The sequence below is a fragment of the candidate division TA06 bacterium B3_TA06 genome (genome assembly GCA_005223075.1).
In the GTDB taxonomy this organism is placed as follows: Bacteria; Hydrothermota; Tepidihabitantia; order B3-TA06; family B3-TA06; genus B3-TA06.
In genome coordinates, this window is record NJBO01000001.1 from 211673 (window position 1) to 235924 (window position 24252).

The 24252-nt window shown below is 53.8% G+C and carries 24 protein-coding genes; 13 read left to right on the forward strand and 11 right to left on the reverse strand.

Annotated features, from left to right (window positions below; genetic code table 11):
- Positions 1-170 precede the first annotated feature (170 nt).
- The 3 genes from CEE36_01030 to CEE36_01040 are packed head-to-tail and all read left to right on the forward strand — an operon-like array spanning position 171 to position 3831.
- On the forward strand, positions 171-1208 hold the full coding sequence (locus tag CEE36_01030) for a 4Fe-4S ferredoxin (GenBank protein TKJ44355.1): 1038 nt from the start codon (positions 171-173) through the stop codon (positions 1206-1208).
- Complete coding sequence (locus tag CEE36_01035; GenBank protein ID TKJ44356.1) at positions 1205-3145, forward strand: hypothetical protein; 1941 nt, start codon at positions 1205-1207, stop codon at positions 3143-3145. The genes CEE36_01030 and CEE36_01035 overlap by 4 nt, the downstream gene beginning before the upstream one ends.
- Positions 3142-3831: a hypothetical protein gene (locus tag CEE36_01040; GenBank protein TKJ44357.1), complete on the forward strand. Its 690-nt coding sequence runs from the start codon at positions 3142-3144 to the stop codon at positions 3829-3831. The genes CEE36_01035 and CEE36_01040 overlap by 4 nt, the downstream gene beginning before the upstream one ends.
- 244 nt (positions 3832-4075) lie before the next feature.
- Here CEE36_01040 and hypE read toward each other — a convergent pair whose 3' ends face one another.
- The 4 genes from hypE to CEE36_01060 form a co-directional block, all read right to left on the reverse strand.
- Positions 4076-5083, reverse strand: coding sequence for a hydrogenase expression/formation protein HypE (hypE, locus tag CEE36_01045; GenBank protein ID TKJ44358.1), 1008 nt, complete (start codon positions 5081-5083; stop codon positions 4076-4078).
- A complete protein-coding gene (locus CEE36_01050; GenBank protein ID TKJ44359.1) occupies positions 5073-6182 on the reverse strand; it encodes a hydrogenase formation protein HypD in 1110 nt (369 codons plus the stop codon). The genes hypE and CEE36_01050 overlap by 11 nt, the downstream gene beginning before the upstream one ends.
- Positions 6175-6408 carry a hydrogenase assembly protein HypC gene (locus CEE36_01055; protein ID TKJ44360.1) on the reverse strand — a complete coding sequence of 78 codons (234 nt, stop codon included), beginning with the start codon at positions 6406-6408 and terminating at the stop codon, positions 6175-6177. Before CEE36_01055 ends, CEE36_01050 begins: the two co-directional genes overlap by 8 nt.
- 207 nt (positions 6409-6615) lie before the next feature.
- Entirely contained in the window at positions 6616-7560 is a 945-nt protein-coding gene (locus CEE36_01060) for a hypothetical protein (protein ID TKJ44361.1), read from the reverse strand.
- 206 nt (positions 7561-7766) lie between these two features.
- Between CEE36_01060 and CEE36_01065 the strand changes: the two genes are divergently transcribed.
- The 6 genes from CEE36_01065 to CEE36_01090 all read left to right on the forward strand — a co-directional run bounded on the left by CEE36_01065 (position 7767) and on the right by CEE36_01090 (position 13247).
- Complete coding sequence (locus CEE36_01065) at positions 7767-8429, forward strand: hypothetical protein (protein TKJ44362.1); 663 nt, start codon at positions 7767-7769, stop codon at positions 8427-8429.
- 7 nt (positions 8430-8436) lie between these two features.
- On the forward strand, positions 8437-8922 hold the full coding sequence (locus CEE36_01070) for a hypothetical protein (protein TKJ44363.1): 486 nt from the start codon (positions 8437-8439) through the stop codon (positions 8920-8922).
- Positions 8923-9131: 209 nt separating this feature from the next.
- Positions 9132-10157 (forward strand): hydrogenase, encoded by a 1026-nt coding sequence (locus tag CEE36_01075; protein ID TKJ44364.1) that lies wholly within the window; start codon positions 9132-9134, stop codon positions 10155-10157.
- Entirely contained in the window at positions 10154-11023 is an 870-nt protein-coding gene (locus CEE36_01080) for an oxidoreductase (protein TKJ44365.1), read from the forward strand. The genes CEE36_01075 and CEE36_01080 overlap by 4 nt, the downstream gene beginning before the upstream one ends.
- On the forward strand, positions 11023-11946 hold the full coding sequence (locus tag CEE36_01085; GenBank protein TKJ44366.1) for a hypothetical protein: 924 nt from the start codon (positions 11023-11025) through the stop codon (positions 11944-11946). The genes CEE36_01080 and CEE36_01085 overlap by 1 nt, the downstream gene beginning before the upstream one ends.
- Positions 11947-11954: 8 nt before the next feature.
- Positions 11955-13247, forward strand: coding sequence for a sulfhydrogenase 1 subunit alpha (locus CEE36_01090; GenBank protein TKJ44367.1), 1293 nt, complete (start codon positions 11955-11957; stop codon positions 13245-13247).
- Between the two features lie 101 nt (positions 13248-13348).
- Here CEE36_01090 and CEE36_01095 read toward each other — a convergent pair whose 3' ends face one another.
- Positions 13349-13960 carry a hypothetical protein gene (locus CEE36_01095; GenBank protein TKJ44368.1) on the reverse strand — a complete coding sequence of 204 codons (612 nt, stop codon included), beginning with the start codon at positions 13958-13960 and terminating at the stop codon, positions 13349-13351.
- Positions 13961-14100: 140 nt separating this feature from the next.
- Here CEE36_01095 and CEE36_01100 point away from each other — a divergent pair, with 140 nt between their 5' ends.
- The 4 genes from CEE36_01100 to CEE36_01115 all read left to right on the forward strand — a co-directional run bounded on the left by CEE36_01100 (position 14101) and on the right by CEE36_01115 (position 19018).
- Positions 14101-16761 (forward strand): hypothetical protein, encoded by a 2661-nt coding sequence (locus CEE36_01100; GenBank protein ID TKJ44369.1) that lies wholly within the window; start codon positions 14101-14103, stop codon positions 16759-16761.
- 696 nt (positions 16762-17457) lie between these two features.
- Positions 17458-18234 (forward strand): hypothetical protein, encoded by a 777-nt coding sequence (locus CEE36_01105; GenBank protein TKJ44370.1) that lies wholly within the window; start codon positions 17458-17460, stop codon positions 18232-18234.
- 149 nt (positions 18235-18383) lie between these two features.
- On the forward strand, positions 18384-18710 hold the full coding sequence (locus tag CEE36_01110; protein ID TKJ44371.1) for a hypothetical protein: 327 nt from the start codon (positions 18384-18386) through the stop codon (positions 18708-18710).
- On the forward strand, positions 18710-19018 hold the full coding sequence (locus CEE36_01115; GenBank protein ID TKJ44372.1) for a hypothetical protein: 309 nt from the start codon (positions 18710-18712) through the stop codon (positions 19016-19018). The genes CEE36_01110 and CEE36_01115 overlap by 1 nt, the downstream gene beginning before the upstream one ends.
- Before the next feature lie 323 nt (positions 19019-19341).
- On the opposite strand, the gene CEE36_01120 is transcribed toward CEE36_01115, so the two are convergent.
- From CEE36_01120 to CEE36_01145, 6 genes are all read right to left on the reverse strand, one after another.
- Entirely contained in the window at positions 19342-20172 is an 831-nt protein-coding gene (locus CEE36_01120; GenBank protein ID TKJ44373.1) for a hypothetical protein, read from the reverse strand.
- Complete coding sequence (locus CEE36_01125) at positions 20172-20732, reverse strand: AMMECR1 domain-containing protein (GenBank protein ID TKJ44374.1); 561 nt, start codon at positions 20730-20732, stop codon at positions 20172-20174. Before CEE36_01125 ends, CEE36_01120 begins: the two co-directional genes overlap by 1 nt.
- 127 nt (positions 20733-20859) lie before the next feature.
- Positions 20860-21681, reverse strand: a complete 822-nt coding sequence (gene amrB / locus CEE36_01130) for an AmmeMemoRadiSam system protein B (protein TKJ44375.1) — start codon at positions 21679-21681, stop codon at positions 20860-20862.
- Between the two features lie 117 nt (positions 21682-21798).
- Positions 21799-22071: a hypothetical protein gene (locus CEE36_01135; protein TKJ44376.1), complete on the reverse strand. Its 273-nt coding sequence runs from the start codon at positions 22069-22071 to the stop codon at positions 21799-21801.
- 9 nt (positions 22072-22080) lie between these two features.
- On the reverse strand, positions 22081-22770 hold the full coding sequence (locus CEE36_01140) for a potassium uptake system protein (protein TKJ44377.1): 690 nt from the start codon (positions 22768-22770) through the stop codon (positions 22081-22083).
- Positions 22771-24168, reverse strand: a complete 1398-nt coding sequence (locus CEE36_01145; protein TKJ44378.1) for a hypothetical protein — start codon at positions 24166-24168, stop codon at positions 22771-22773. It abuts the gene before it with no gap.
- Positions 24169-24252: the final 84 nt, after the last annotated feature.

Genomic DNA, 24252 nt, shown 5'->3' on the forward strand with positions numbered 1-24252 from the left:
ATACCCGTCGTGCTTTCTCTGTCAATGCGACTAGGATGTTTATCCGGGGTCCCCATACGAAGGCGAAGCATTCGCTTGGGGTGTTTATTCGGGGTCCCCGTGAGTTTACGTAGTAAAGTCACGGGGTGATAGCATCTTGACAGCAGGCAGGCTCTCCTTATCATACTCCAATGAGATCGAAGGTCTTGTTTTTGCCGGGCGAGGAGAAGTCTGAGCTTCTTGAGCGCCTCCCCTTGCTGCTGGGTCGCCTGATAGATGGAGGCTTCTCCAACGATGCGTTTTGTGGAATGAAGGTTCACGTTGGTGAGAATGGCAACACAACCTTCGTGCCTGCCGATTTTGCACGCGTCGGGGTGCGTTTCCTTAAGGAAGCAGGCGCGCGCCCGTTCCTCTTTGAGACCAACACCCTGTACTACGGGCAGCGGGGTAATACGGTGGATCACCTTAATCTCGCAGCAAAACACGGATTCTCCCTGGAAAAGGTTGGGGCGCCTTTTCTTATAGCAGACGGTATGCGAGGCGAGAGCTCGGCCCGCATTCCGGTAAAAGGCAAGCACATCCGCGAGGCGCAGATCGCATCACTCGTTCCCAACATACCCTGTATTGTGGGCCTCTCGCACTTCAAGGGGCACATGCTTTCAGGCTTCGGCGCCACGATCAAGAACTTCTCGATGGGCTGCGCTGCAAGGGGCGGAAAGCTCCAGATACACAGCCTTTCAAAGCCCTGGATAGATGTCGAGCGCTGCACTCGCTGCGGCGAGTGCCAGAAGCGCTGTCCCGCAGATGCTATCGAGACCAAGGGTGGGGATTTTGTGATAGTTCGTGCTAAGTGCACCGGATGCGCCGGATGCATCGGGGTGTGCACTGCCAGGGCGGTCCGCATCCAGTGGAACGAGGCGTCCGAGTCCGCATCACAGAAGATGGCCGAGTATGCCCTTGCAGCACTTTCGGGCAAAGAGGCTTTCTACGTCAACTTCCTTGTTAACATTACCAAGGAGTGCGACTGTTACGGGGAGAAGATGAAGCCTATCCATGAGGATGTAGGTATCCTTGCCTCGCGTGATCCGGTGGCAGTTGATCAGGCGTGTCTGGATATGGTGGAAGAAGAGATAGGCTCAGCCCATAAAGAGGTTGATCCAGAGATTCAACTTGCTCACGGTGAGCGGATAGGGTTGGGAAAAAGAGATTATGAACTGGAGGAGCTGTGATAGATCTACGTAGGCTGCGAGATGCCGCGATTGTAGGATTTGGTTTGGCATTCATCCTTTTGGTTATCCAGATATTGGTTGGCAATCCCTTCGAGGCTTTAGACAGGCCCATGCACGATGAATTGGAGCGCACCTCACTTCGTCCCAACTCAGACATCGTGCTCCTTGATCTGGATGAGGCGAGCGTGGCTGAGCTTGGCGATAGGCTGTTCTGGCCGGACTTATGGCTGCCCCAGGTGTTTGAGCAGCTGGCGTACGCAAAGGCGGTAGGGGTAACCTTACCCCTCTCTCGCGGGTATTCATTTCCCCCTGAAGCGCAGGGCATACTCCGCCGGGCCAAGGCGGATTCCCTTTCCAGATGGTTCCGTCTGCCTGCTGGCCGCACCGGCGAGATACTGGACAGCCTCTTTGCCTACGCGGAGTGGGACGAGGCGCTTATACACACCATCCGATCCAACAACAATATCTACTTTGGGTTCAAGATGCTTGATGAGAGCTACTCGAATGAGATACTGCCCTTCTCCGAACGGATCCCCAATCGCAGTAAGGACTCGCTTCGCGCTAACACAGGGATTTTGGATAAAGCGGATTTCCTTGCCCCTCCAATGAGGTGGCTGCTTGCCTCTAACGGCATGGGCTACATGGAGGTGATCTATGACAAGGGTGGAGTGGTCAGAAAGGTCCCGCTTATCGCTTTGTGCAAGGGGAATTTCTACACCTCGCTCTCATTGACCCTGCTGCAGGCCGTAGAGGGACGCGAGGATATCGATCTACCGCGCAGTCGGGTTCTCACGCTGGGCAAAGAGGAGATCAGGCTCGCCGAAGGCTACGCCTATCGTATCCACTACACCTCAAACCTTGGGCATTTCACACGGGTTTCGGTATCGGCACTTCTGGGTGGAGAGGTAGCACCGGATACCTTTGCCGATAAAGTCGTCATAATAGGTTCCTCCTTCGAACCCTACGCAATGAGCGTACCCACGCCTGTAGACGGTGCCATGCCGAGGATGGTTCTTGTGGCGAATCTCTTGACAAACCTTATCCAGCGCAGGCAGGCGGCTCCGCCTAATATCGTGGCGACCTTCATCATAACCTTGCTACTTGCAGGGTTGGGGGCGTTTGCGATTATGATCCCCTGGCGCAAGTTTACACTTCCCGCTTTTGCAGTGCTTGTTGCAATCTTCTATATCGTAGTGGCCGTCTCGGCTGCAAACGGAACAAGAATCGCATTCTTTACACCACTTTTTGCATCCATCCTTGCGGTGGTGATCGGCGCATTTATCTATCACTATGCAGAGGGGAGGCGTCGCACCTATGTCAAACAGATGGTCGGGCAATACTTCCCCCCGAACCAGGAGAAGGCTTACATCGAGCGGTTCATGAATTTACCTTATCTGAGGGTCAATCGCGAGTCTGTGGTGATGGCTGTCTACCTGGATTTTCAAAAGAAGGAAAGGAGCCTAAAGGAGGCGCTTGCGAGCTTCGAGGAGTTCCGGTCCACGCTTCTTGAGATCACCCGTAAACATGAGGGTATCAGGGTGTCATTTACAGGCAACTCCAACAGGTTTCTTTTCACAGGTAAGGATTGCTGCGCCCAGGCGTGTCATGCCAGCCTTGAGATACGGCGTTTCTTTACCAACTTTAACGCCAGGTACGTAACCGAAGGCATAGGCGAGTTTAGCCTGGGTATCGGACTTGCCAGCGGCGAGACCTTTGTAAGCACCCTGGGCAAGGTGCCTCTTGTGGATCTGGCGGTGTTCGGGGAACCCCTCGTATGGGCGTGTCAGTTGGCGCTCACGAACTTCGAGCAAAAAACGAAGATGATCCTCATCGAAGATGGTGTTTTCAAACATCTACCTGCCGGCTCCAAGGCCGCCGAATTCGGCGAGCTTGAGATTGCCGGCCAGAAACACACGGTCTACGAGTATCTGCGTTGAGTCCTTACCGCGTTTCGCTTGAGGCCTACGAAGGGCCGGTTGATCTTCTTCTCTACTTCGTTCATCGGGACAAGCTGGATGTGCTTCGCATCCCGGTTGCCCGGCTGGCGGATGAGTTCATAGCCTACGTCCAGACTATGGGTGCGGATCTTTCCGAGCTTGCCGATTTCCTGCTCATGGCTTCTATACTCTTGCGCTGGAAGATGCGGGTGCTCTTGCGGGAGAGCATACAGTGGGAGGAAGAGGAGGTTCTCGAGCCGGTTACACTTTCGCGTATCCTTGCCGAGTTTGCCCGATATCGGGAGACAGCGGCGTTCCTCGAGGAGCGGCGTGAGCATAACCTGCGGCACTATCCCAGGGGGCAGAAGATCACGCCGGAAGGCGAGGGCAAGATCACCGAGCTTCTGCAATCCTTCAGCGTTCTTCTTGAGCGCGAGCGTCCGCGTCAGCCCATGCTTTTGACCCGTGACGACTGGACCATCGAGGAGGCCGGCGATTGGTTGATGGAAACCCTTGCCAGACAGGGGGAGTTTGAATTCTTTGCCACCATGCGCCAGCGGCAATCGAGTCTCTTTGACATGCTTATCCTGTTCCTGGCCGTACTTGAGCAGCTCAGGCTACGCACGGTCAAAGTCACCCAGTCCGAGCCTTTCGCGGATTTTGTGGTGGAATGTATCTCAAGGTGAGTTCCTGCGATCTTTTGCCCCTCGGGTAAAAGGAGCAATGTAGCACAGGCTCTCCAGCCTGTGTGCTTATCCCTTTTCAGAGGAAAGCGTGACAATCCATAGGGCGGGCCGACTTAAAAGTCGGCCCCTACGAAATTTTCCTATCGGGGAAGGGATTGACGCAAAGGGATCAAAAACGACCTGTAGGTTAGTTTCTTGTCTAGGATTGCGATCTTTTCTTCGCAGGAGAAAAGGAGCATCAATATCAGCAGATACGCGGCAGCTGCTCGCCTTCAAGGGTAAGAAGCGGGCGCTCGCTGCCCAGAAGCGTCTCAAGCCACAGCCCCTCAGGCTTTTCCCGCACCTCGCCTATCACTGCGGCTTCCTTGCCCAACTGTTCGACCCTCATAACTTCAAGCGCCCGTCCTGCATCATCCTTACGGACAACGGCGATCAGTCGCCCCTCGGAAGCCAGGTAGTAGGGATCAAGCCCCAAAAGCTCGGCTGTGCCCTTGACCGCCGGGTTGAAAGGAACATCTTGCTCCTTTATGATCATCCCCAATCCGGCGGCCGACGCCATCTCGTTCAGGGTGGTGGCCAGGCCACCCCTTGTCGGGTCGCGCATCGCCTTAACGTCAATATCCGTTTCGATTAATTTCTCTACAAGAGGCCAGATGGTTGCAACGTCGGATTCAATCTTGTGCTCGAACCCAAAATCCTCACGCGCCAGAAGCACCGCTGCCTCGTGGTCACCGATGGTGCCTGAAACAAGAATAGCATCACCCGGCTCGATTCGTTCAGGCGCAAATGTCTTGTCATGTTCCAATGTTCCATATCCGGTGGTGGTGATGTAGCAGTCGTCAACCTGGCCCTTCTCGATCACCTTGGTGTCGCCGGCAATAAGCTGGACTCCAGCTTTGTTTAACTCCTCGGCCATGGATTGCACGATTCGCTCAAGCGCTTCTATCTTCATCCCTGCGCGCAGAACGAAGCCCGCGGTCATAAAGCGCGGCCGCGCTCCCTTCACCGCGAGGTCGTTCAATGTCCCGCACACGGCAAGCTTACCGATATCCCCGCCAGGGAAGAACAAGGGGTACACTACGTGGCTGTCGGTTGTTAATGCTATTCGCCCCCTGTCTGAAGGCAGCTCTGCCGAGTCCTCCAACCGTTCTAGAATGGGGTTGCCCAGATACGTAAGGAAGAGTTCGCGTATGAGCCTTGCCGTCTTCCTGCCGCCCGAGCCGTGGGCCAAGCCTATTACGTTATCTTTCATATTTGTAGTAGGCCGAGCACGCGCCCTCGCTTGAAACCATACAGGGCCCTATTGGATTTGAAGTGGTGCAGGCTTCAGCAAACAAAGGACAGTCAGGCGGAATTATCTTTCCCAAAAGCACCTCTCCGCAGCGACAGCCCTTGGCATCTGCGGTTTCCTTATACTCCATAGGGGGCAAGGAGAGCTTGTGCTCCGCATCAAAATCCTTCCAGGCCTCTTTCAATTTCAATTCACTTTCAGGGATCGTTCCCAGCCCTCTCCACATCGAATCCTTTACATCACACATCCCTTCCATAATCTTGAGTGCTGCTTTGTTTCCCTCTTTGGTTACAACGCGCTTATATTGGATCTCAAGACAGGGCTCGCCCTCCTTGATCTGATCGGCTATCATCAGGATCGCTTGAAGGATATCCGCGCCCTCGAAGCCCGTAATCACACAGGGTCTTTTGAACTCATCTGCGAGGAACCGGTAAGGCTCTGAGCCTATCACCGCGCTCACGTGGCCCGGCAGTATGAGGCCTTCGATGGCCAGGTCGGGGTGTGCGGCAATCATCCGCAGCGCGGGTGGTATCAGCTTGAACGCGGCGTAGATCGAGAAGTTGTTAATACCTCTTCTCCTGGCCTCGGCCACCGTGGCAAGGATTGCAGGCGCGGTGGTCTCGAAGCCAACGCCCAAGAAGCAGAACTCCTTGTCCGGTTCCCTTTCGGCCATCGCAAGCGCGTCAAGCGGTGAGTAAACGATCCTTATGTCCCTGCCCTGATCCCTCTCATTGGCAAGGGAGCTCTCTGATCCGGGCACGTGCAGCATGTCGCCGAAGGTGGTTACCACCACATCCGGCATCCGCGATAGCTCAATAAACCGGTCTATATCCGCATCCGAGGTCACGCACACCGGGCAGCCCGGGCCGGATAGGAGCCTTACCTTTCCGGCAAGTGCTCTTCTGATGCCTGTTTTCGATATGGCGTGGGTGTGCGTGCCGCATACCTCCATCAACGTCAGGGGTTCCTTGATGTGTGCACAAAGTTCCGCTAACAATCCTTGTATTAGATCGGCGTCGCCTTCTATGCGTTTAAGGATTTCTTCTAGGTTTTCAGCCATCAAGCTCTTTCTCGACCCTCACCATCTCCTGGATCAATCGCAAGGTCTCCTTGGCATCTACCTCCGAGAGCTTCTTTATTGCGAAGCCCGCGTGAAGGATAACGTAGTCACCCACCTTCACATCGGGCAGCATGAGAAAAGATGTCTCGCGCTTCACCCCCTGATAGTCCACCTTACCAGAGGTTCCGGAAATCTCTATCACCTTTGCAGGAATTCCTATACACATGGTAGAATTATAGAGACGCCTGGGATTAGGTCAAGCGCAACAAGGAGGATTCTAAGATTACAAGATTTAAAGATTAGAGCTCCCTACGGTCGCTCTCCTTCGGTGGAAGATTGGGTGGGATTTGCCTGCTGGAAGTCGGCAGCTCCTAGTGGGTACGTGGTGAACACCCTCTCAGGGTGTTGCCGTAATTGCTACTACTTGCTCATTTCAAAATGCAAATTGGCGCGCGGTGAGCGGGCAGGCGTCGTACCCCCGGTGGCGCAGGGCGGTTGCAAGTTCACGGGCGTAGCCGTGGGTTGTCCAGACTTTTTTTGGCCTCACCTTATCTACGTACCGCAGGAGTTCCCCGAAATCCGCATGGTCGCTTAACGGTATCTGGCTTGACCCATCATTCCAGCGTCTTGTCAATGCCCAACCTGAGACCGTAGCGAATCTTGGATTGTCCGCCTCCACGTACCGCGCTTTCTGTGGTGGCACTATCAGTACACCGGGCACATTCCCCTCATCGGCATACAATCTGTACTTCCCCAGATCAACCCCAAACTCCTCGTAAACTTTAGACATTTGCCAGACCGTCTTTGAAACCCACACAGGGATCTTTTCTCTTGCAAGTAATGCCAGAAGTTCCTGGCTTTTGCCCAGTGAGTAGGCCATGAACACTGGGGTACGGCCACCGATCAGGCTTTTTTCGATGAAGTCAAAGATCTGCTTCTCGATTCTCTCCCGGGCGGGCCATTGGAAGAGATGGGTACCAAAGGTCGCTTCAACAATGAGGTTCTCCGCCTGCGGAATCTCGATCGATCGGCAGGAGTAGCCCGCTCGCAGCTTGATATCTCCTGAGTAAAGCAAGCTGGTTTGAGGGGTTTCTACGAGTACCTGTGCAGAGCCCAGGATGTGCCCAGAAGGGTAGAGAGTTACATGCATCTTCCCCAAAGACATTCGCTTGCCGTAATCAAGGCTCTCGGCAGTCTTTACCCCGTATCTGACCTCAAGCAGCCTTTTGGTTTCAGGAGAGGTAATAATCCTTCCCTTTCTTACCGCATGGTCGGCGTGGGCGTGTGAAAGCACGATCGGTTCGGCGTTGCGTCCGGCATGATCCAGCATCACGCTGAAATCCTCGAACTCGACCCTGCCTTCAGGATGTATGCGCATCAATAATTCTACTTGACCCAGGGGTTCCGTCAAGGAAAAGAAACACTAACTCTGCTGTAATTATTAAGGATCACGCAGAAGAGATATCCATCTCCTAGTTGTTCAAGATGCGGCGTAACTAGCCGGATGAGCTTTTATTATCCTACTTGACATCTTCCTATATCTCATTATTATAAGGCCGCTTAAAACAACAAAAAGGAGAACCGATGAAGAAGTTAGCAACAAAACTGATTATCGCAGCCGTTGTTCTTTCGGTGACCACGATTCGGGGCGGCCAAGCACAAGAGGCGCTTGCAAAGATGCGTAGCGCGTGGAAGTCAGTGGACCAATACACTGTGCGCCTGGTTTCCCACCTGGAGAAGGACGGCAAAACCAGCAACTCCACCATCAACCTCAGCTACAAGCGACCCGGATGGGTGAAGATCGAGGTGATAGAAGGAGACAAGAAGGGTTCGGCAGGGCTCTATGACCCCAACAAGGACCGCATCCAGGTTAGATGGGCCGGGATAGCCTTGCCTGTGTATCTTTCACCGGACGCCAAGATTGCAAAAAGCCTGCGCGGCGAAAAGATATACTCGATAACCTTTGAGAAGATGCTCGAGCACGCCGACTGGTATCTGGCCAACGGAAGCCTTAAATGGATCGGGGAGGAGACCTTCGAAGGGGCCTCCTGTGCGGTGATCGAGTTCAAAACCGCTTCTGTGGATAAGAATCTGGGCATCGCCAGGGAGCGCTGGTGGCTGGACAAAAAAACAGGGTTCATTCGAAAAACCAACGGCTTCGACGCCAATGGAAAGAAGGTGCAGCGGGCAATCTACAGGGACCTGAAGCTTAACCCCGATCTACCGGAAGACCACTTTAAACTGTGAGGTCTGAATGAAGAGAGCCTTCTGCTTGATTGTCGCGGCATCTTTATCGTTATCTATACTTGCAGGATGTAAGGATAGGGCTGCCGATCCCCTCACCGTGGTAAACCGGTACTTCGCCGCGCTTGACAGGGGGGATATAGATGAGGCTTACGGGTATCTGTGTGACCGTTCTCTTGTGATCAGAACCGCGAATGGTGAGGAGATGCCTTTTCTGGCAAGGCCGGATCTTGAGACATACAAAACTCTGGCTGAGAAGGCCCCCAAGATTAGCGTTACCGAGATCAAGCGGATGCCTGAGCTTTCCCAGGAGAATGAACTTGAGGTTTTTCAGATTACGGCGCGCACCAAGGAGCGAGGTCGCAATGTGGAGCGTGCATCTGCTCAGTTTCTTCTCTATCTTGCGCCCAACAGCGAAGGCCGCTGGTCAGTGCTTCTCCCTGTTTCGGCGAAGATAAAAGGTACGATAGCGGACAGTTCGGCGCTTGAACCTTAACACAGCAGATCACGTAGCGCTGTCTCTGAGATCTCGATAGATGGGGGGATGGGTAGATAGAAGTCAGGATGGGCTAACCTCCAGTTACTTTAAGTCCCCGTTTTCCGGCTAGTTAGGAGACAGGGCAGGGTTGACAAATTCGGTTTCACGCGTATCCTTCCTATAGGATTTCGCAAATCTTCAATTCAGCAATCTTGGAGGCAGATTAGATGAAGGCACTTAAGCTGAAGAAGGAGGATCTCTACACCTACCTTGAGTCGCTTAAGAGCTACGGCGAGCTCTGGGGACCGGTGAGTCGCGGCGAGCACTACTCCTACGCCAAGCTAGCCAACGTTCGTGACGTTGCACTCCAGGCGCTGCGTACCATCATCCCACCGAAGAAGTTCTTTGTTCCCCCTCGCTTCAACATGTTCCGTTACTCGCAGGGTACATACTCAGAGACCTTTGAGGATGTTAGGCCAAGGGTGTTATTTGGTATTCATCCCTGTGACATACACGGATTGATGATTCTTGACGAGCTTTTCCTGGACCGCTTTCCCGATCCGTACTATAAAAAGCGCCGCGAGGCTACCGCCATCCTCGGTCTTTCCTGCATCCCGGACGATAAGTGTATGGCGCGTTCCACCAACACCCACGCCGTAGAGGGAGGCTTCGACCTGGCTTTCAACGAGCTGGGTGAGAAGTATCTTGTCTGGGTTGGTTCCTCGCTTGGTGATGACCTGGTGCGGTTGAACATTGATCTGTTTAGCGAGGAGATTGAAACCAGCGACGTGCAGAAATATCTCGAGTGGCGTCGCAAGCGTGACTCCCGCTACAAGCTCAACTTCGACCTCACCGGCATGCCTGACATAATGGAGCTCTCCTGGGATTCCCCGCTTTGGGATGAGTTGGCCGATCGCTGCCTTTCCTGCGGTTCCTGCTCCATGGTCTGCCCGACCTGTAACTGCTACAACATCCGTGACGTAAGCGACCTCTCGTTTACCTCTGGTGTTCGCCAGCGTCGCTGGGACAGCTGTATGAACAAGGAGTACGCGCTGGTTGCGGGCGGTCACAACTTCCGGGAGGCGCGCGCCGAACGGTTAAAACTCTACTACACCCACAAGCTCAAGGCGTTCATCACCGAGTACGGCAAGCCCTCCTGCGTGGGCTGCGGCCGATGCATTGATACCTGCCCGGTCTCGATCAACGTCGCCGAGGTCATTCGCGGTCTCAAAGGGCAGGAGGTGAAGCTATGATTAATATGCCCCACACTTCCGCTAAAGGCGCCCCTGCCAATCCTTTCATGCCCGAGCAGATGCGTATAGTGCGGCGCTACGATCTTACGTCTGACGTTCGCTTCTTCCAGGTGCGGCCGGTGGATATGGAGCGGGCGCTCTCCCTAGACTACAAGCCGGGTCAGTTCATGATGATTTCCCTCGCCGGTGTGGGTGAGGCGCCCTTCTCTATCTCCTCCACCCCTTCCCGTCCTGGGATGGTTGAGTTCTGCATCCGAAAGGTGGGCCGGCTGACCGAACAGCTATTTAGGTATAAAGAAAACTCCATCATCGGTGTGCGTGGCCCTTACGGAAACGGCTTTCCATTGGAGAAGATGGTCGGCAAAGATATACTCATCGTGGTAGGAGGTCTGGGAGTGGCACCCCTGCGTTCCCTTCTTCTATACATCCTGGACAACCGCGACCAGTTCGGTAAGTTCTACGTCCTGCACGGTGCACACACGCCTGCAGAGATGCTCTTCCGCAAGGAGTTCTTCGAGATCAAGGAACGCGACGATTTGAATTGTCTCTTGACCGTGGACGAGGACACTGTTGGAGAATGGCCCTTCCGCAAAGGTCTTGTTACCGATCTTTTTGAGGAGATTGATGGGCTTGATCCGGACAACACCTACGGCACGGTATGCGGTCCTCCGGTGATGTACAAGTTTGTGGTAGCCGAGTTCCTCAAGCTGGGAATCCCCAAGCACCAGATACTCATGACCCTTGAACGGCGCATGCACTGCGGGATCGGCAAGTGCGGTCACTGCGTTATAGGCTCGATCTACACCTGTCTCGACGGCCCGGTCTTTTCATACTGGGACGTTCTCCACATGAAGGATCTGATCTAGTGGGGATGATGGCATCCAAAACTCAAGCGGCAAAGCCCAAGGTCGGGTTCTACGGATTTACCGGGTGCGCCGGTGATTTGCTTGCGATTCTCCACTGTGAGAATGAACTCCTTGATATCTTCAATGCGGTGGATGTTCGTTCGTTCCTCATGGCATCAAGCGAGGTCCACGACGACGAGGAACTGGACATCTCGTTCCTCGAAGGTTCTATCACAACCGACCACCAACTTGAGTCACTTGCCGACATCCGTAAGCGTTCAAAGATTCTTGTCGCTATTGGGTCGTGCGCATGTTTCGGCGGCCCTCAGGCTGCTCGCCTTGGCTACGGCGATTGGAAAGAACGCTTCAAGAAGGTCTACGGCGCAGTAAAACACACGGTAGCTAAGCCCTTTGAGTCACATCCTGTCGATGAGTACGTGAAGGTCGATTATCACATACCTGGATGTCCCATAGACCGCTACCAGTTCTTCTTTGCGCTTACCCGTCTGGCTCAAGGGATGTCTGTAGAGCTCACCACCTTCCCTGTTTGTTCCGAGTGCAAGTGGAACGAGAACGAGTGCCTGCTTCTTAATGCCCAGCTTTGTCTGGGCCCGGTGACCGCAGGCGGCTGTGACTCGCGTTGCCCCAGCCACAATCTGCCCTGCATAGGATGCTGGGGACCTGCCGCTGAAGCCAACGTGGCTTCCGAGATTGATCTCCTCAAGGAGCGCAACTTCTCCTCTGAAGAGATCGTGAGCAAGCTTCGTTTATTCGGTGGAGCCGCCATGGTCCGGCGCTTTGCTGATCTTTTGGGCATCAAGGCCGAAGAGCCTGCCAGGAAGCCTCGTCCAAAGAAGGTGCGTGAGCCTATCGTGGCCGGCAAGGCAAAGAAGAGAGCTAGTACTAAGAAACCCAAGGCTAAATCGCGTACTAAAAAGAGATAGGAGCTGGGATGAGCCTTAACAGAATAAAGATCGAATCCCTTGCCCGGGTTGAAGGCCACGGAGGGATCACGGTCGACTTCAAAGACGGTGAACTTTCCAAGGTCACCGTTGACATCCACGAGGGTCCCAGGCTTCTTGAGACAATTGCGCAGGGCCGGGTTCCCTCAGAGGTGGTAAGCCTTACCTGTCGAATCTGCGCGATCTGTACCCTTTCGCATCGCTACGCCGCTTTGCGCGCCATGGAGAAGGCGCTTGAGATAGAAGTGCCCCCCAAAGTCCGGCTCATGCGTGATCTAATGCACTGCGGCGAGATGATCGAGTCCCACGCGCTGCACGTCTTCCTTTTAGCCCTTCCCGACTACCTCGGTTACCCCTCGGCGGTGCACATGGCGCCTGAGTATCTGGAGGATGTTCAGGCTGGGCTGCGAGTCAAGCGCTTCGGCGTTCGACTCATGGAGCTTACTGCTGCACGTTCCATCCACGGTGAGAATCCGGTGATCGGAGGCTTTGGTCGCTATCCATCAAAGAGCGAGCTTTTGCGCTTCAAATATGAAGCCGAGTCCTTGATCCCTGACGCCGAGCGCGGGGTGGAGATACTTCGCAACCTGCGTCAGCCCACCTACATGGAAGAAGGTATGACCTTCATGTGCACCAAGCCTGAGCACGACCGCTACGGCTGGGTTGCCGACAGGATACTCGTCTCCAACGGCCAGGAGTTCAACGCCTGGGATTACCACAAGCTGACCAACGAGCGGGTGGTGCCGCACTCAATGGCCAAACGCTCGCGGTTTCAGGACAAGCCCTACTTCGTTGGTGCTCTTGCGCGCTTCAACCTTCTGGGCGAGCGTCTTGACGGCGTTGCCGGCGAGCACTTCCGCCGCTGCTACAACCTGTCATGGATTCGCAACCCGATGTACAACAACGTGGCGCAAGCCATAGAAACCGTGTGGGCGCTGGAGGAGGCTCCACGTATCATAGACAAGCTCCTCACCCACGAGGAGGATCCCGCAATCGTTGCACCCTCCCGTGACAAGGGTGCGGGTTCAGCTGCTGTCGAGGCCCCGCGCGGAACGCTCTATCATCACTATGAGATAGCTGAAGGCCGCGTCGTGCACACAGATATCATCACCCCCACCGCCCAGTTCCTGGATATGATGGAATCCCATATCAGGGTGGCTGCAAAGAATCTGACCGACGAGGGTGATACCGATAACATCGAGCTCAAGCTTGAGATGGTTGCACGTGCCTACGATCCATGCATCTCATGCGCAACGCATCTGGTCAAAGTGAGAGGTTTATAATCACCCCACGCCGTTCCTGCGGAACGCCGCGGGGACCCCGAGATAAATAAACCGTAGGGGCGATGCATGCGTCCCCCTTACAAATGAATGACACCCTCCTGTTATGCGAAGAAAGGAGCATCTATAACTATCTGCGACCACGTCTCCAGGGTTTCTCTTCGCTTCCGTAACTCCTCAAGTGTCAAGAACTCAAGAGAGGTGATGGAGCGCTCCTTTTTGACCACCTTTGGTTTAGCCAGTTTCCATATTACAAGAATCCCGAGGTGCACCCTGCCTACCGGATTGGAGTCGTCGTTTATTAATCCCGCCACCCGCTCCGCGAATTCGGTTTGAACGTCCACCTCCTCGGCTACCTCACGCCCGAGTCCTGCGGCAAACACCTCCCTAATGTCACGCTCAAAAAGGCTGTGATCCGTTACGCTTATGTGCCCGCCGATCCCCACAGAACCCAGCGACCTCAATCTGCCTTCTTCTGTCTTTTTACCCCTCACGTAGAAAAGGATCTTATCGGACCAGACCATCACAACATAGGGGATGAGTTGCTTGAAGGATGGGTCTTCTTCTGCCTTTGCCCGCTCGATGAATCTTGCCTTGCCGCTTGCAAGGATCTGCTCCAGTAACGTGCCATCATCAGAGCGAAATCCCTGAAAGCCGCCAAGCTCGTTCAATAACGATCTGGGAAAGCAAAGCACCCGCTCGTGTGAGATCTGCATACCTTCACTGACTCCTGGTGAGGCACACTGGATTTGCCTTGATTGGAATCATATCTCCGATTTTACTCACACCTTCGCTGGTTTCAACTTGACTAAGCCTTATGTTGCGGTAAAATCTCCTGAAAGCTTAAGGAGGATCAATGGTGTTCGAGGAAATTCTGGTAAGGTCCAACGGGGCTAATTCATGCTGGGCGGACCTTGCTGTAAAGACCCCGGCTTCACCCGACTACAAGAGGCCACAGGATTTCGATCCATCATCTGCAAAGTCCCGCGAAGAGATTATAGACAAGATCATCACCGCCGCGCTGGATAAGGATGTGAGGCTTTTAGGAACAGCAGACTACAACCTGGGGCTTGATGAACGAGGAATCTGGCTTGACGAACTTGGGAAGAAAGCCCGCGAGCGTGGGGTGAGTGTTTATCCTGGTGTTCGATTGTTGCTTGAGGAGGGGTTGGATTTAGTGGCTCTCTTTGAGCCTGGGCATCCCCAAAAGGAGATAGACAAGTTCCTAACCGATCTTGGCCTTCCAGGTAATGCACGTTTCTACCGCAGCAACAAGCCGGTGCAGGTGGCACTCTCGCCGCGCGAGGTGGTTGCGCGAGTGCGATCCGCCAACGGTATGGTGCTAGTTATCCACAACGCTGCCATTAAGGAGCACCCGGCGGTGGTCTCCGATCCCTGGGTGTGGGGGGTGATTCTTGCTCGAGGCCCCGAGGCTCTCTCCCCTGAAGAGGACGCTGTTCTCTACGGCAAGCGCAAGGGCTTTGAACGTAAGCTCCCTCTTGCACGCCTTGCCGGTTCCTTCGCCTCAAGACCTGAAGATGTGGGAACAAAGCGTGTCTCAATAAAACTCGGCGCGCACAACCTGGAGGGTCTGAGAATCGCGCTTCTTGACTCCAAGGCCAAGGTGCGTTTCCCTCACGAGATCGAGAAGCGCTTCTACTCGCGTCTTCTGGGAGCTCGCTGGGAAGGAGGCTTCCTCGACGGGCTGGCGATTCACTTTAACCCCGGCTTCAACGCCATGATCGGAGGACGCGGCACAGGCAAGACCACCGTCATCGAGACCCTGCGCTACGCGCTGGATGAGCCACCCAAAACAGACCGGAACCGTGAGAACCACGAGCAGATCCTGCGCGACGTGTTCCTGCCCGGTTCCAAGATCTCGCTTCTGGTTGAATCACACGAACCAAGACCCAAGCGCTACCTCATAGAACGCATCTACCCCTTCGATCCGGTGGTGCGCGACGCACAGACAGGCGAGAAACTAAAGGTAAATCCCAAGGATATATTCCGGGCCGAGGTATTCGGAAACAAGGAGATTTACGAGATCTCCAAACAGCAGGATTTTCAGGTTAACCTGCTTGAGCGTCTGTGCGAGAAGGACCTTGTTGCACTTGAGGCGCAGGAGAGACTTCTGATCGATAAGCTTGAGGAGCAAAACCAGGAGATAGCTGCTCTGGCCGAGGAGCTCTCCAGGCGTGACGCAGAGCTCGGCAAGTTATCTGCGGCAGAGGAGAAGCTCTCCCGGTTCCTTGAGATGGATATGCCTTCAAAGATCGATGAAAAACGAGGCTTAGAGCAGGAAGCCCACGTCTTTGAGCGCGGCGAGGGGGTGCTTGCAGATATCAAGAAGATGCTTGCCGGACTCATCAGCGAGACCTCGGCAAGGCTCAAATCCTTGCAGGAGGAGGAGAAGGCCCCGCTTAATCCCCAACTTCTCGACGAATACACAAGCTCATTAGTCGAGTTCGTGGGGGACTTCGAGCGCAGCGTGCAAGGGCTGGTGGAGAACCTGCAAGGAACCGAAGAAAAGCACCGCGGTTTCCACGAGCAGTGGCAAAAGCTCTATAACGAGGGTGAGGAGCGGTTCCAGGAGAGCCTGCGCAGTTTGCAGGAGCGTTTCCCAGGCGTGGACGTAAACGAATACATCACCCTTGAGAAGGAGGTTATGCGTCTTCGCGAGCGCAAGGCCGAGCGCGACGCGGTGGCCTCAAAGCTTTCCATGCGGCGCGACGAGCGCAGGGCTTTGCTCGGTCAGGTGCAGGAGCTGCGGGCTTCGCGGTTCGAGATGCTCAAAGGGCGAGCGGACGGATGGAACTCCGAGCTCGGCGGGAAGATACACGTGGGGCTTGTGGCCAAGGGCGATCCGCAGCGCGTGGCCGCGGAGCTGCGGCATTTCATGCCTGGCTTAAACAAAGAGAATGCCCTTCGTATTGTCTCTGACGAACGGTTCAGCTTTGCAGAGCTTGCCAGACGCTCACGTTCAGGCGACCGCGACGGCGTGGCCGAGCTCCTTGGGCTCTCGCCTGAGGAACTGGTTCCATCCTTTGACGAGGAGATACTCTGCCGCATGGAGATGGTTTCCATCCCACCTGAGGTCGTAATAAAGCTCAATCTCGGCACCGACAAAGACCCGAACTACCGCGACGTCTCGCACCTTTCCGACGGCCAGCGGTGCACCGCCATCCTGGGCATCCTTCTTCTGGAATCTCCCTATCCTTTGATCGTTGATCAGCCTGAGGAGGATCTGGACAACGCCTTCATTGTGGAGGAGATCGCCGACCGGTTACGCGACCAGATGGATAAGCGGCAGTTCCTGATGGCTACCCACAACGCGAACATACCGGTGCTGGGCGATGCATCACAGATCTTAGCGCTTGAGGCGGACGTGGATCACGGATATCTACACGAGGGCCGCTACGGCTACATAGATTCGCCCCAGATCAAGGAGACGGTGGAGAAGATTCTCGAAGGCGGCCGCCGCGCCTTCGTGATCCGCAAGGAGAAGTACGGGTTATAAAGATGCTCCCTTTTTGCCAGAGGCAAAAAGGATCGCAGGAGTGGTAGGAAGGGCTGTAGCACAGAATCTTACCGGAGGACGGACATAGGTAGTTGTATTTTCACCCCCACCCTACCCTCCCCCATCAAGAGGGAGGTGGAATAGGAACGAGGTGTTTATCCTAAATTACCCCTCCCTTGATGGGAGGAATGGGTTAGGGGAGGTGGAATAGGAACGAGGTGTTTATCCTAAATTACCCCTCCCTTGACGGGAGGGGGTAGGGGGAGGGTGATGGGTCAAACAGGAGAACAATGTAAGTGGTTGTATTCTCACCCCCACCCTACCCTCCCCCATCAAGGGGGAGGTGGAATGATGCTCCTTTCATCGGCAGGACGAAAGATCGCAATAGGAATTTAGGTATGTTTGCTTATCCGGGGTCCCCGCTCAGCCGCGAAGCGGATGAGTGGGGTGATGGTTACCCCTCCCTCGATGGGAGGAATGGGTTAGGGGAGGTGGAATATGAACCAGAGGGCACTCCAAATTACCCCTCCCTTGATGGGAGGGGATTAAGGGGAGGGTGATATAGCTCCGAAGAAAAAATGGCTGTGGCCGACCGTCCGCGTTGCCCTACCGATTGTTATTCCGCTTGGCGGCCTTGTTTTCATTATCCTTGCCATCCGCAACCAATGGATAGATGCCGACTCCGCCCGCTACCTCTTGTCCGCTATTGTCCAAGCCTTAGCTGCGCTCCTAGCAATAATATTCGCAGGCGTGGCGATACTTTGGGGGCAGGAGTCGCAATCTTTAAACAGGCTCGAAAGCCTTCGCTCCAAATATATAGAACTTCTTCAAAACCCACATCCTAAGAAAAAGGAACCTTTTATAGAAACCATTAGAAAATTGCTATTCAAGGAGTTCTCAGGGAAAGGAAATCTCACCCCAAGACACGACTTATCGATAGCACATAAATTGAATGAATCTCCGTTAGAAACCCTTGAGAAAGTCTATATCCTCAGTAAAGCTCTCTTCGTTAAGCCTTCCGAGAGCGGGGGGATTATTATTGACCGAACCCATCTTGAACTTCAAGAAGTCGCTGAGAATTTGGGGTTGTCCTACCGTCCCATTAAGATCCCGGGACGATATGAATCCTTAGGGTGGTTTTCGACCGATAAACTTTTCTTTCTGCTAAGAAATGTAAATGCCTACATTACATTTGAACATCTTAAGAACCCCTTGACTGCCGATGGAATAGAACAACTTTTGAGGACAATCGACCGCGCCCGTCGTGCCCGCGGCCCTTGGTTCAAAGCACTCATCTCACTATACGCCGTTACCGTCGCCGTGGGGATGGTTTTCTTATCCGTCTTAAAGAAAGGTACTTGGGATATTCAAGCAACATGGATCGCCTCGGTCCCATTGTTCCTTGCCATATGCGCTGTGGCGCTGACTTTTTACTATCTTGCGCGTATTGTCAGCGGTGAAAAGGATGCCTAGATTTTCACCCCCTCCTAACCTCCCCCATCAAGGGGGAGGTAATATAAGGTTCTACCTACTTCCCAAGGTGGAAGGTGATACAAAGACTAGAGTGATGAACGCTACTCTAAATCACCCCTCCCTTGATGGGAGGGGGTAGGGGGAGGGTGATGAAGAATAAACTTACGTCGATCGCTAGAAGATTCCGAAAAAAGATGACGGATGCCGAATTTAAATTGTGGATACATCTACGCAATAAACAACTAGGGGTAAAGTTCAGAAGACAATCCACGATAGGAAACTATATTGTCGATTTTGTTTCCTTCGAGTCCAAACTAGTAATTGAGATCGACGGAGGGCAGCACGCAGGATCAAACGACGACAAATCCAGAGAGAAGTGGTTAACTTCTCAAGGATTTAAGGTTCTGAGATTCTGGAATAATGACGTTCTGGAGAATATTGAAGGGGTCTTGGATAAGATAAGAGGTATGCTGTAATGTCCCCGCCGGTTTACACGCGCAGGCTTTCTGCAACTGAGATCAAGGCAGGCTTCATAATGATCCTCAAGGGCAGTCTGAAGCTCTTTCCTCCGCCGGGTGAGAAGTTTACACTTCACGTGAAGAGAAAGGAGTTCCAGGTGCGTATCCACAAAGTTTCATGCAAATGCCGCGGGCCTGACAAACCTCACTTCCACTGGTACCTGGACGCATCGGAGTTCATCAATCTCATTCCCTCCAAGGCAAAGACGGAGGTTACCTTGTTCAAGGTGAAGGAGGGCGTATACCAACTAGAGGTGTTGAAGTGAAAGTGGCCATCGAGCTGCTGCACGAGTGTGGAACAGACTCTCCAGTCTGTTCATTAATTGCGCGCAGACTGGAGCACCTGTGCCACATTATACTTATCTTCGGGGTCCCCGCGCGGCTACGAAGCAAAAAAACTTCACTTCTCTCCTAACGGGGCAGCGTGCCTTGCTAATCCCACAGGCTGGGGCCGTCGGGTAGGGGAAGGGTGATTGTTTTCACCCCCTCCTTTATCCTCCCCCATCAAGGGGGAGGTGATAAAAAGGAAACGCGATCCATATAAAATTACCCCTCCCTTGACGGGAGGGGGTAGGGGGAGGGTGGATAACTACTTTATCAACCCGGCGGCGCGAAGTTCTCTCCCTATAGCATCTGTAGTTTCTTTATTTTCAATGGAATGCTCAAACTCTATTCGTGAGACCCCGTCGAGATCAGTATTAATCTTCGGGGGGACCTTTTTCCCCCTTGTCTGATAAAGAATACATACCCCCCTTTTGTCGGGGTCACTTGTCTTGCAAAGAAACCACCCGAAGAACCAACCGAGCTCGAAAAAGACATTTGGTCTGGCTTGAGCGTATTTTCTACCTCCTATCAAATCGTCCGGTGTCATCAAAACGAATGCGAATATAACTTGTTTAGCCTCATCTTCAAATTTCTTAATGAGGGGTTTTACACCACCTGGTCTTTCAGCTAGAACGATAGGGTCTAATCCGAACTTGTCTTTTAGCAAGTTCTTCAATCGTTTTAGATTTGGGGTGTCGTGGCCGTGGACGATGAAGACCTTGTTGCCTCTCCGTTTACGTGGCTTTTTCTCTCCTTTGTTTTCCAGGTCTTCTGCAGAATCGGATAGCTCTTTGATGATATATTCCAACTCCGCAATATAGGATACCACAATGTCTCTTGCTTTCCTAGCAGAGAAATCATCTGAAGGAGAAGGTAATTTAAGGAAGTTATCTGCGTATTCTTTAAGGTCATTCTCGATAAGAAGTTGCGAAATATCCCTCTTAAAGTCTGTTATTTTTGTGGAAGCGCCTTGCACAATAGAGTATGACTCCATAGGAGTACGAGATTCTTCCCTCCTGAGGTTTTTCTCAAGTCGGATAAGAGCTATTAAATCACCATTTAAGGTGGCAATTATATCTTCTAAGTCAATTCCCATTAATCTTTCTCCCCGAACACCTCGCCGGTGAAGCAGAAGAGTTCGGTGCCTTCATCCTTCCAGCAGGAGCGGGGCAGGCCGGCCTTCATGCAGGTATGCTCAAGAAAGGTTTCGCGGTCCCAGCCCTGCTCGACCGGAACCTGGGGCAGGAGTACCCCCTGATAAGGACCTTGCCGAACAACCAGCCCGTGTTTGCCGACCTCCACAATCTCTGGATTATCTATCTTCTGCAATGGCGAGAGCACGGTGATTTCGATCTCGATCTTTGCAAACTCCTGCGGTTCGAGCGGCATAAAACGTGGGTCCCCGAACGCCGCGGAGCGCGCCATCTCCGCTATCGTAAGATACAATGGCTTCAGCCCGCAGATGTAGCCTATGCATCCTCGCAGCATGCCCTCCTCGTGCAGGGTAACGAACGCGCCCTGCACCCTGGCCAGACGTTCTGTAAGAGGTTCCTCCGGGTTCCAGGTTCTTCCCTCGAGCTTCTCCTTTATGGCCTTTCTGGCTATATGGAGGAGCTCGGCACGCTCCTCGGTAGTAAGTTCATCTTCCAATTCCATCGTTAGACCTCATCAGAGGGAAACTTATATCGCATCACTGTTTCACCCCCTCTTTTTCTACCAGACGGTGGCACTTCGTCCCCCATCAAGGGGGAGAATATAGAGTGGAACCGCACCGTATCCGGTCTCATACGAATGCGAAGGCCGAATAGCCGACCACGTAGCCGCCGCGCTGGCCGGTCATATCATTGGAGTTGTAGGCGGCAAGCAGGTGAGTTTTTTTAATCCCCAGCCGCTTGGCAGCGTAAAGAAGCGCGGTAAGCCCGTCTCCACCGCAGGCGGCGGCAGTTCCTGAATCAAGAGCCTGCTGCAATCCTTCTGCATCGAGGTTTTTCAGAAACTCGATAGTGCGGGCATCGCTAGTCTTACATGCCTCATAAGATTCGCCGTGGTAAAGATCGGTGGAGATGAGCACCAGCACGTCTTTTTTTGTCCCGACTATCTCAGCCAACGCATCCGCTATTATCTCCGGATGGCTTCTCTGATAATGACCCAGAAGTATAGGCACTATCCTTACATCAGGCAGCACCATGGCAAGCGGCGGGATCTGAACCTCAAGCGAGTGCTCGGTCTGGTGAGCGGGTATATCGGCCTGGAACGCTTCGTCGAACTCAAGGAATCGACCGGCCAGCTGTGAGTCTACCTCAAGATTTCCAATGGGCGATTTCCAGACCCCTTCGGGGAAGACCTGGATGTGTTGCACCATCATGTGATGCTGTGGACCGATGAGCACCACGCTCTTGAGGGCCCTTTCCTTCAACTGGTTATACGCTTCGGCTGCGGCCTGGCCCGAGTAGATCCATCCTGCATGGGGGACCTGGATCGCACGGATCGTATCCTCTATCCGTGAAGACTCGCAGCGTTTAAAGAACTCCTCCCACATCCCACGTGCCTCGTCAGGGTCAGTCGGATAGAACTGGTTGCCCCACGCAGGTCTCCGGACTGTCATCGCCACCTCCGATCAGATCCCATTCGGGATGGTTGCATGAGGATCACGGAAACTTTTGAATCTGAAATCCATACCCATTCAGTTTTTTATCTGCTCCCTGCGTTTAGCAGGGCCAACCTACTCGCCTATCAGTCGGTCGAGGTGCGCTCGTGCCTCGGTATGCTCGGGATCAAGTTCAAGAACCCGGCGGAAGTGTTTCTTGGCCTCTTCCTGTTCGTTTGAACCTTCCAGGGCCAGACCGTAAAGGTAGTGCGCGTGTGGGTCTTCGTCATCGGTGGCTATTGCTTGTTTGAGGATCTTTACGGCCTCGGAGTATTTCTGATTAAGGATGTAAAACTCCGCCTTCTCAAGCAGTTCCTTAAACTGTTCTTGCTGATCGTTGTCATTCATTATTTTCCCTTACAGCTTTTTAACCCGTTCGATGTCTTGATCCCGACCCAGAATGACCAGGGTATCGCCCTCTCGAATCTCGTCCTCTCCGCCGGGAGCGATGTTTACCTTCTCTTCAATGTCAGGGAGGCCCTTTTTGTTGACGACCGGGACCTTGCTGCGGATTGCAATAACGTTCACCCCGAAGCGTTTGCGCAGGTGTAGGTCCAGGAGTTTGCGGCCGATCATCTTCTTTGGCGCGGCTATCTCCACCACGCTGTATTCTTCAGACAGCTCGATGAACTCGAAGATGTGGGGGGAGAGAAGGTTCTCTACCAGACGTATCGCTATGTCCCGTTCCGGGAAGATAACGCGGTCGGCACCTATGCGTTTCACAAGCCTGGCATGGCGCTCATCGGTGACCTTGACCACCACCTCCCTGACACCAATCCCTTTAAGGAGCATGGTTACGAGGAGGCTGTCTGCGATAGAGTCGCCGAAGCTCACGAGCGCGGTATCCACCTCATCCAGACCTGCATCACGCAGTGACTTCTCATCGGTGGCGTCCAGTTCCACGGCGTTGGCGAGCTCCGAGCCGAGTTCTTCTATCTTGTCCGGGTCACGATCGCAGGCAAAGACCTCGTAGCCGCGTCTTGCAAGCTCTAAGGCCACCGCCGAGCCGAAAGTGCCAAGACCGATAACTGCGAATATCCTGGGCATCTAACCCACCACTATGTTGGTTTGAGCAGGACGTATACGTGATGCTCTGGCGCCTTTCATGAGCGCGGAACCTATGGTCAGGGTTCCTATCCTGCCGAAGAACATGGTCAGGATCAAGACCAACTTGCCCCATACCCCGAGATCGGCAGCAAACGAAAGGTACGGGGACAGGGCTGAGCCCGTCGAGATTCCAACCGTTCCGAACGCCGAGAACGCCTCGAACGCACAACGCATCACATCATCTCCACGCTTGAATATTACGAGCAGAAGAGTAGAAGTCAAGACCACAAATCCTCCGAGTATGACGAGTGATGTCGCGCGGTGAACCTGATCGGACTTGATGGTTCTGCGCAGCATCACCACCTCTCTGCGGCGACGAAGCACCCTGCCTATCTCTGTAAACGCGAGCGCGAATGATGTGGTTTTGATCCCTCCACCCGTGCCACCGGGCGAGGCGCCAATAAACATAAATAACATCAATACCAGGAGAGTGTAAGTACGCAACCCCCTGATACTTACAAGATTGAACCCTGCGGTTCGTGGGGTGACCGCGGTAAAGAAGGCGTTAAGTAACTTTACATGAAGCGGGTAAGAACCGAGCGCCCCGTTCCACTCGGATATGAGCACGAAAAGGGTGCCGGCTATGATAAGGGTCGCGGTGGCTGTAAGAACAAGACGGGTATGGGTGGCCAACCGCAGGGTTTCGCGCCTGATGCGTCTGGCTACGTCGCTTATAACGATGAATCCGACACCGCCCGTTATGAACAGGGCGGGTATAAGCAGCCCGACCACAGGGTCTTGCGAGAACCGGCTGAGGTTGTCAGGGAAGGTCGAGAACCCGGCGTTGCAGAACGCCGAGACCGCATGGAACACACCGTGGTAAACGGAACCTGCCCAGCTCATCCCGTGCATGAAGCGGAACCATCCAACCAGGATCAGCGCACCTATACTTTCCACCATGATGGTCACCTTGAAGATGGTGAACGCGAAGCGGCTCAGGTTGCGGTAGTTGAGGAAGTTGATGGATTCCTTCATGAGCATGCGCTGCCTGAGGGATGTCTTGCGGCCGAGAAGGAAGAAGAAAGCCGATGAGAGCGTCATGTAACCCAGGCCGCCGATCTGGAGTAAAATAAGGATCACAATCTGTCCGAACAGGGTGAAGTCGTAGGGCGTTACCTTTACGATGAGTCCGGTTACACAGGTAGCCGAGGAGGCGGTGAAGAGTGCATCGATAACCGAGCAGCCGTGCGAGGCAAAGGGAAGCGAGAGCAGCCCGGTGCCCACCGCTATCATTGCTATGTAGCCCAGCGCCAAGAGCCTTCCCGGATTCACCGCCGAGCGCTGGCTCACCGTGAACCTGGGAGGAAGATCCTTACGCAAAGAGCTTTCCTGCATCATAACAGCTCTATTCTCCACCGACGCGCTGTTTTGTCAACCGTAACACACCCCGTAACACACCACTTGTAGAATACGTGATAGGAG

Excerpts from the sequence above, each read along its gene's own strand:
- CEE36_01030 (TKJ44355.1), top strand. The coding sequence starts at position 171 with ATGAGATCGAAGGTCTTGTTTTTGCCGGGCGAGGAGAAGTCTGAGCTT.
- hypE (TKJ44358.1), bottom strand. The coding sequence starts at position 5,083 with ATGAAAGATAACGTAATAGGCTTGGCCCACGGCTCGGGCGGCAGGAAG.
- CEE36_01050 (TKJ44359.1), bottom strand. The coding sequence starts at position 6,182 with ATGGCTGAAAACCTAGAAGAAATCCTTAAACGCATAGAAGGCGACGCC.
- CEE36_01055 (TKJ44360.1), bottom strand. The coding sequence starts at position 6,408 with ATGTGTATAGGAATTCCTGCAAAGGTGATAGAGATTTCCGGAACCTCT.
- CEE36_01060 (TKJ44361.1), bottom strand. The coding sequence starts at position 7,560 with ATGCGCATACATCCTGAAGGCAGGGTCGAGTTCGAGGATTTCAGCGTG.
- CEE36_01065 (TKJ44362.1), top strand. The coding sequence starts at position 7,767 with ATGAAGAAGTTAGCAACAAAACTGATTATCGCAGCCGTTGTTCTTTCG.
- CEE36_01070 (TKJ44363.1), top strand. The coding sequence starts at position 8,437 with ATGAAGAGAGCCTTCTGCTTGATTGTCGCGGCATCTTTATCGTTATCT.
- CEE36_01075 (TKJ44364.1), top strand. The coding sequence starts at position 9,132 with ATGAAGGCACTTAAGCTGAAGAAGGAGGATCTCTACACCTACCTTGAG.
- CEE36_01080 (TKJ44365.1), top strand. The coding sequence starts at position 10,154 with ATGATTAATATGCCCCACACTTCCGCTAAAGGCGCCCCTGCCAATCCT.
- CEE36_01090 (TKJ44367.1), top strand. The coding sequence starts at position 11,955 with ATGAGCCTTAACAGAATAAAGATCGAATCCCTTGCCCGGGTTGAAGGC.
- CEE36_01095 (TKJ44368.1), bottom strand. The coding sequence starts at position 13,960 with ATGCAGATCTCACACGAGCGGGTGCTTTGCTTTCCCAGATCGTTATTG.
- CEE36_01100 (TKJ44369.1), top strand. The coding sequence starts at position 14,101 with ATGGTGTTCGAGGAAATTCTGGTAAGGTCCAACGGGGCTAATTCATGC.
- CEE36_01110 (TKJ44371.1), top strand. The coding sequence starts at position 18,384 with ATGAAGAATAAACTTACGTCGATCGCTAGAAGATTCCGAAAAAAGATG.
- CEE36_01115 (TKJ44372.1), top strand. The coding sequence starts at position 18,710 with ATGTCCCCGCCGGTTTACACGCGCAGGCTTTCTGCAACTGAGATCAAG.
- CEE36_01120 (TKJ44373.1), bottom strand. The coding sequence starts at position 20,172 with ATGGGAATTGACTTAGAAGATATAATTGCCACCTTAAATGGTGATTTA.
- CEE36_01125 (TKJ44374.1), bottom strand. The coding sequence starts at position 20,732 with ATGGAATTGGAAGATGAACTTACTACCGAGGAGCGTGCCGAGCTCCTC.
- amrB (TKJ44375.1), bottom strand. The coding sequence starts at position 21,681 with ATGACAGTCCGGAGACCTGCGTGGGGCAACCAGTTCTATCCGACTGAC.
- CEE36_01135 (TKJ44376.1), bottom strand. The coding sequence starts at position 22,071 with ATGAATGACAACGATCAGCAAGAACAGTTTAAGGAACTGCTTGAGAAG.
- CEE36_01140 (TKJ44377.1), bottom strand. The coding sequence starts at position 22,770 with ATGCCCAGGATATTCGCAGTTATCGGTCTTGGCACTTTCGGCTCGGCG.
- CEE36_01145 (TKJ44378.1), bottom strand. The coding sequence starts at position 24,168 with ATGATGCAGGAAAGCTCTTTGCGTAAGGATCTTCCTCCCAGGTTCACG.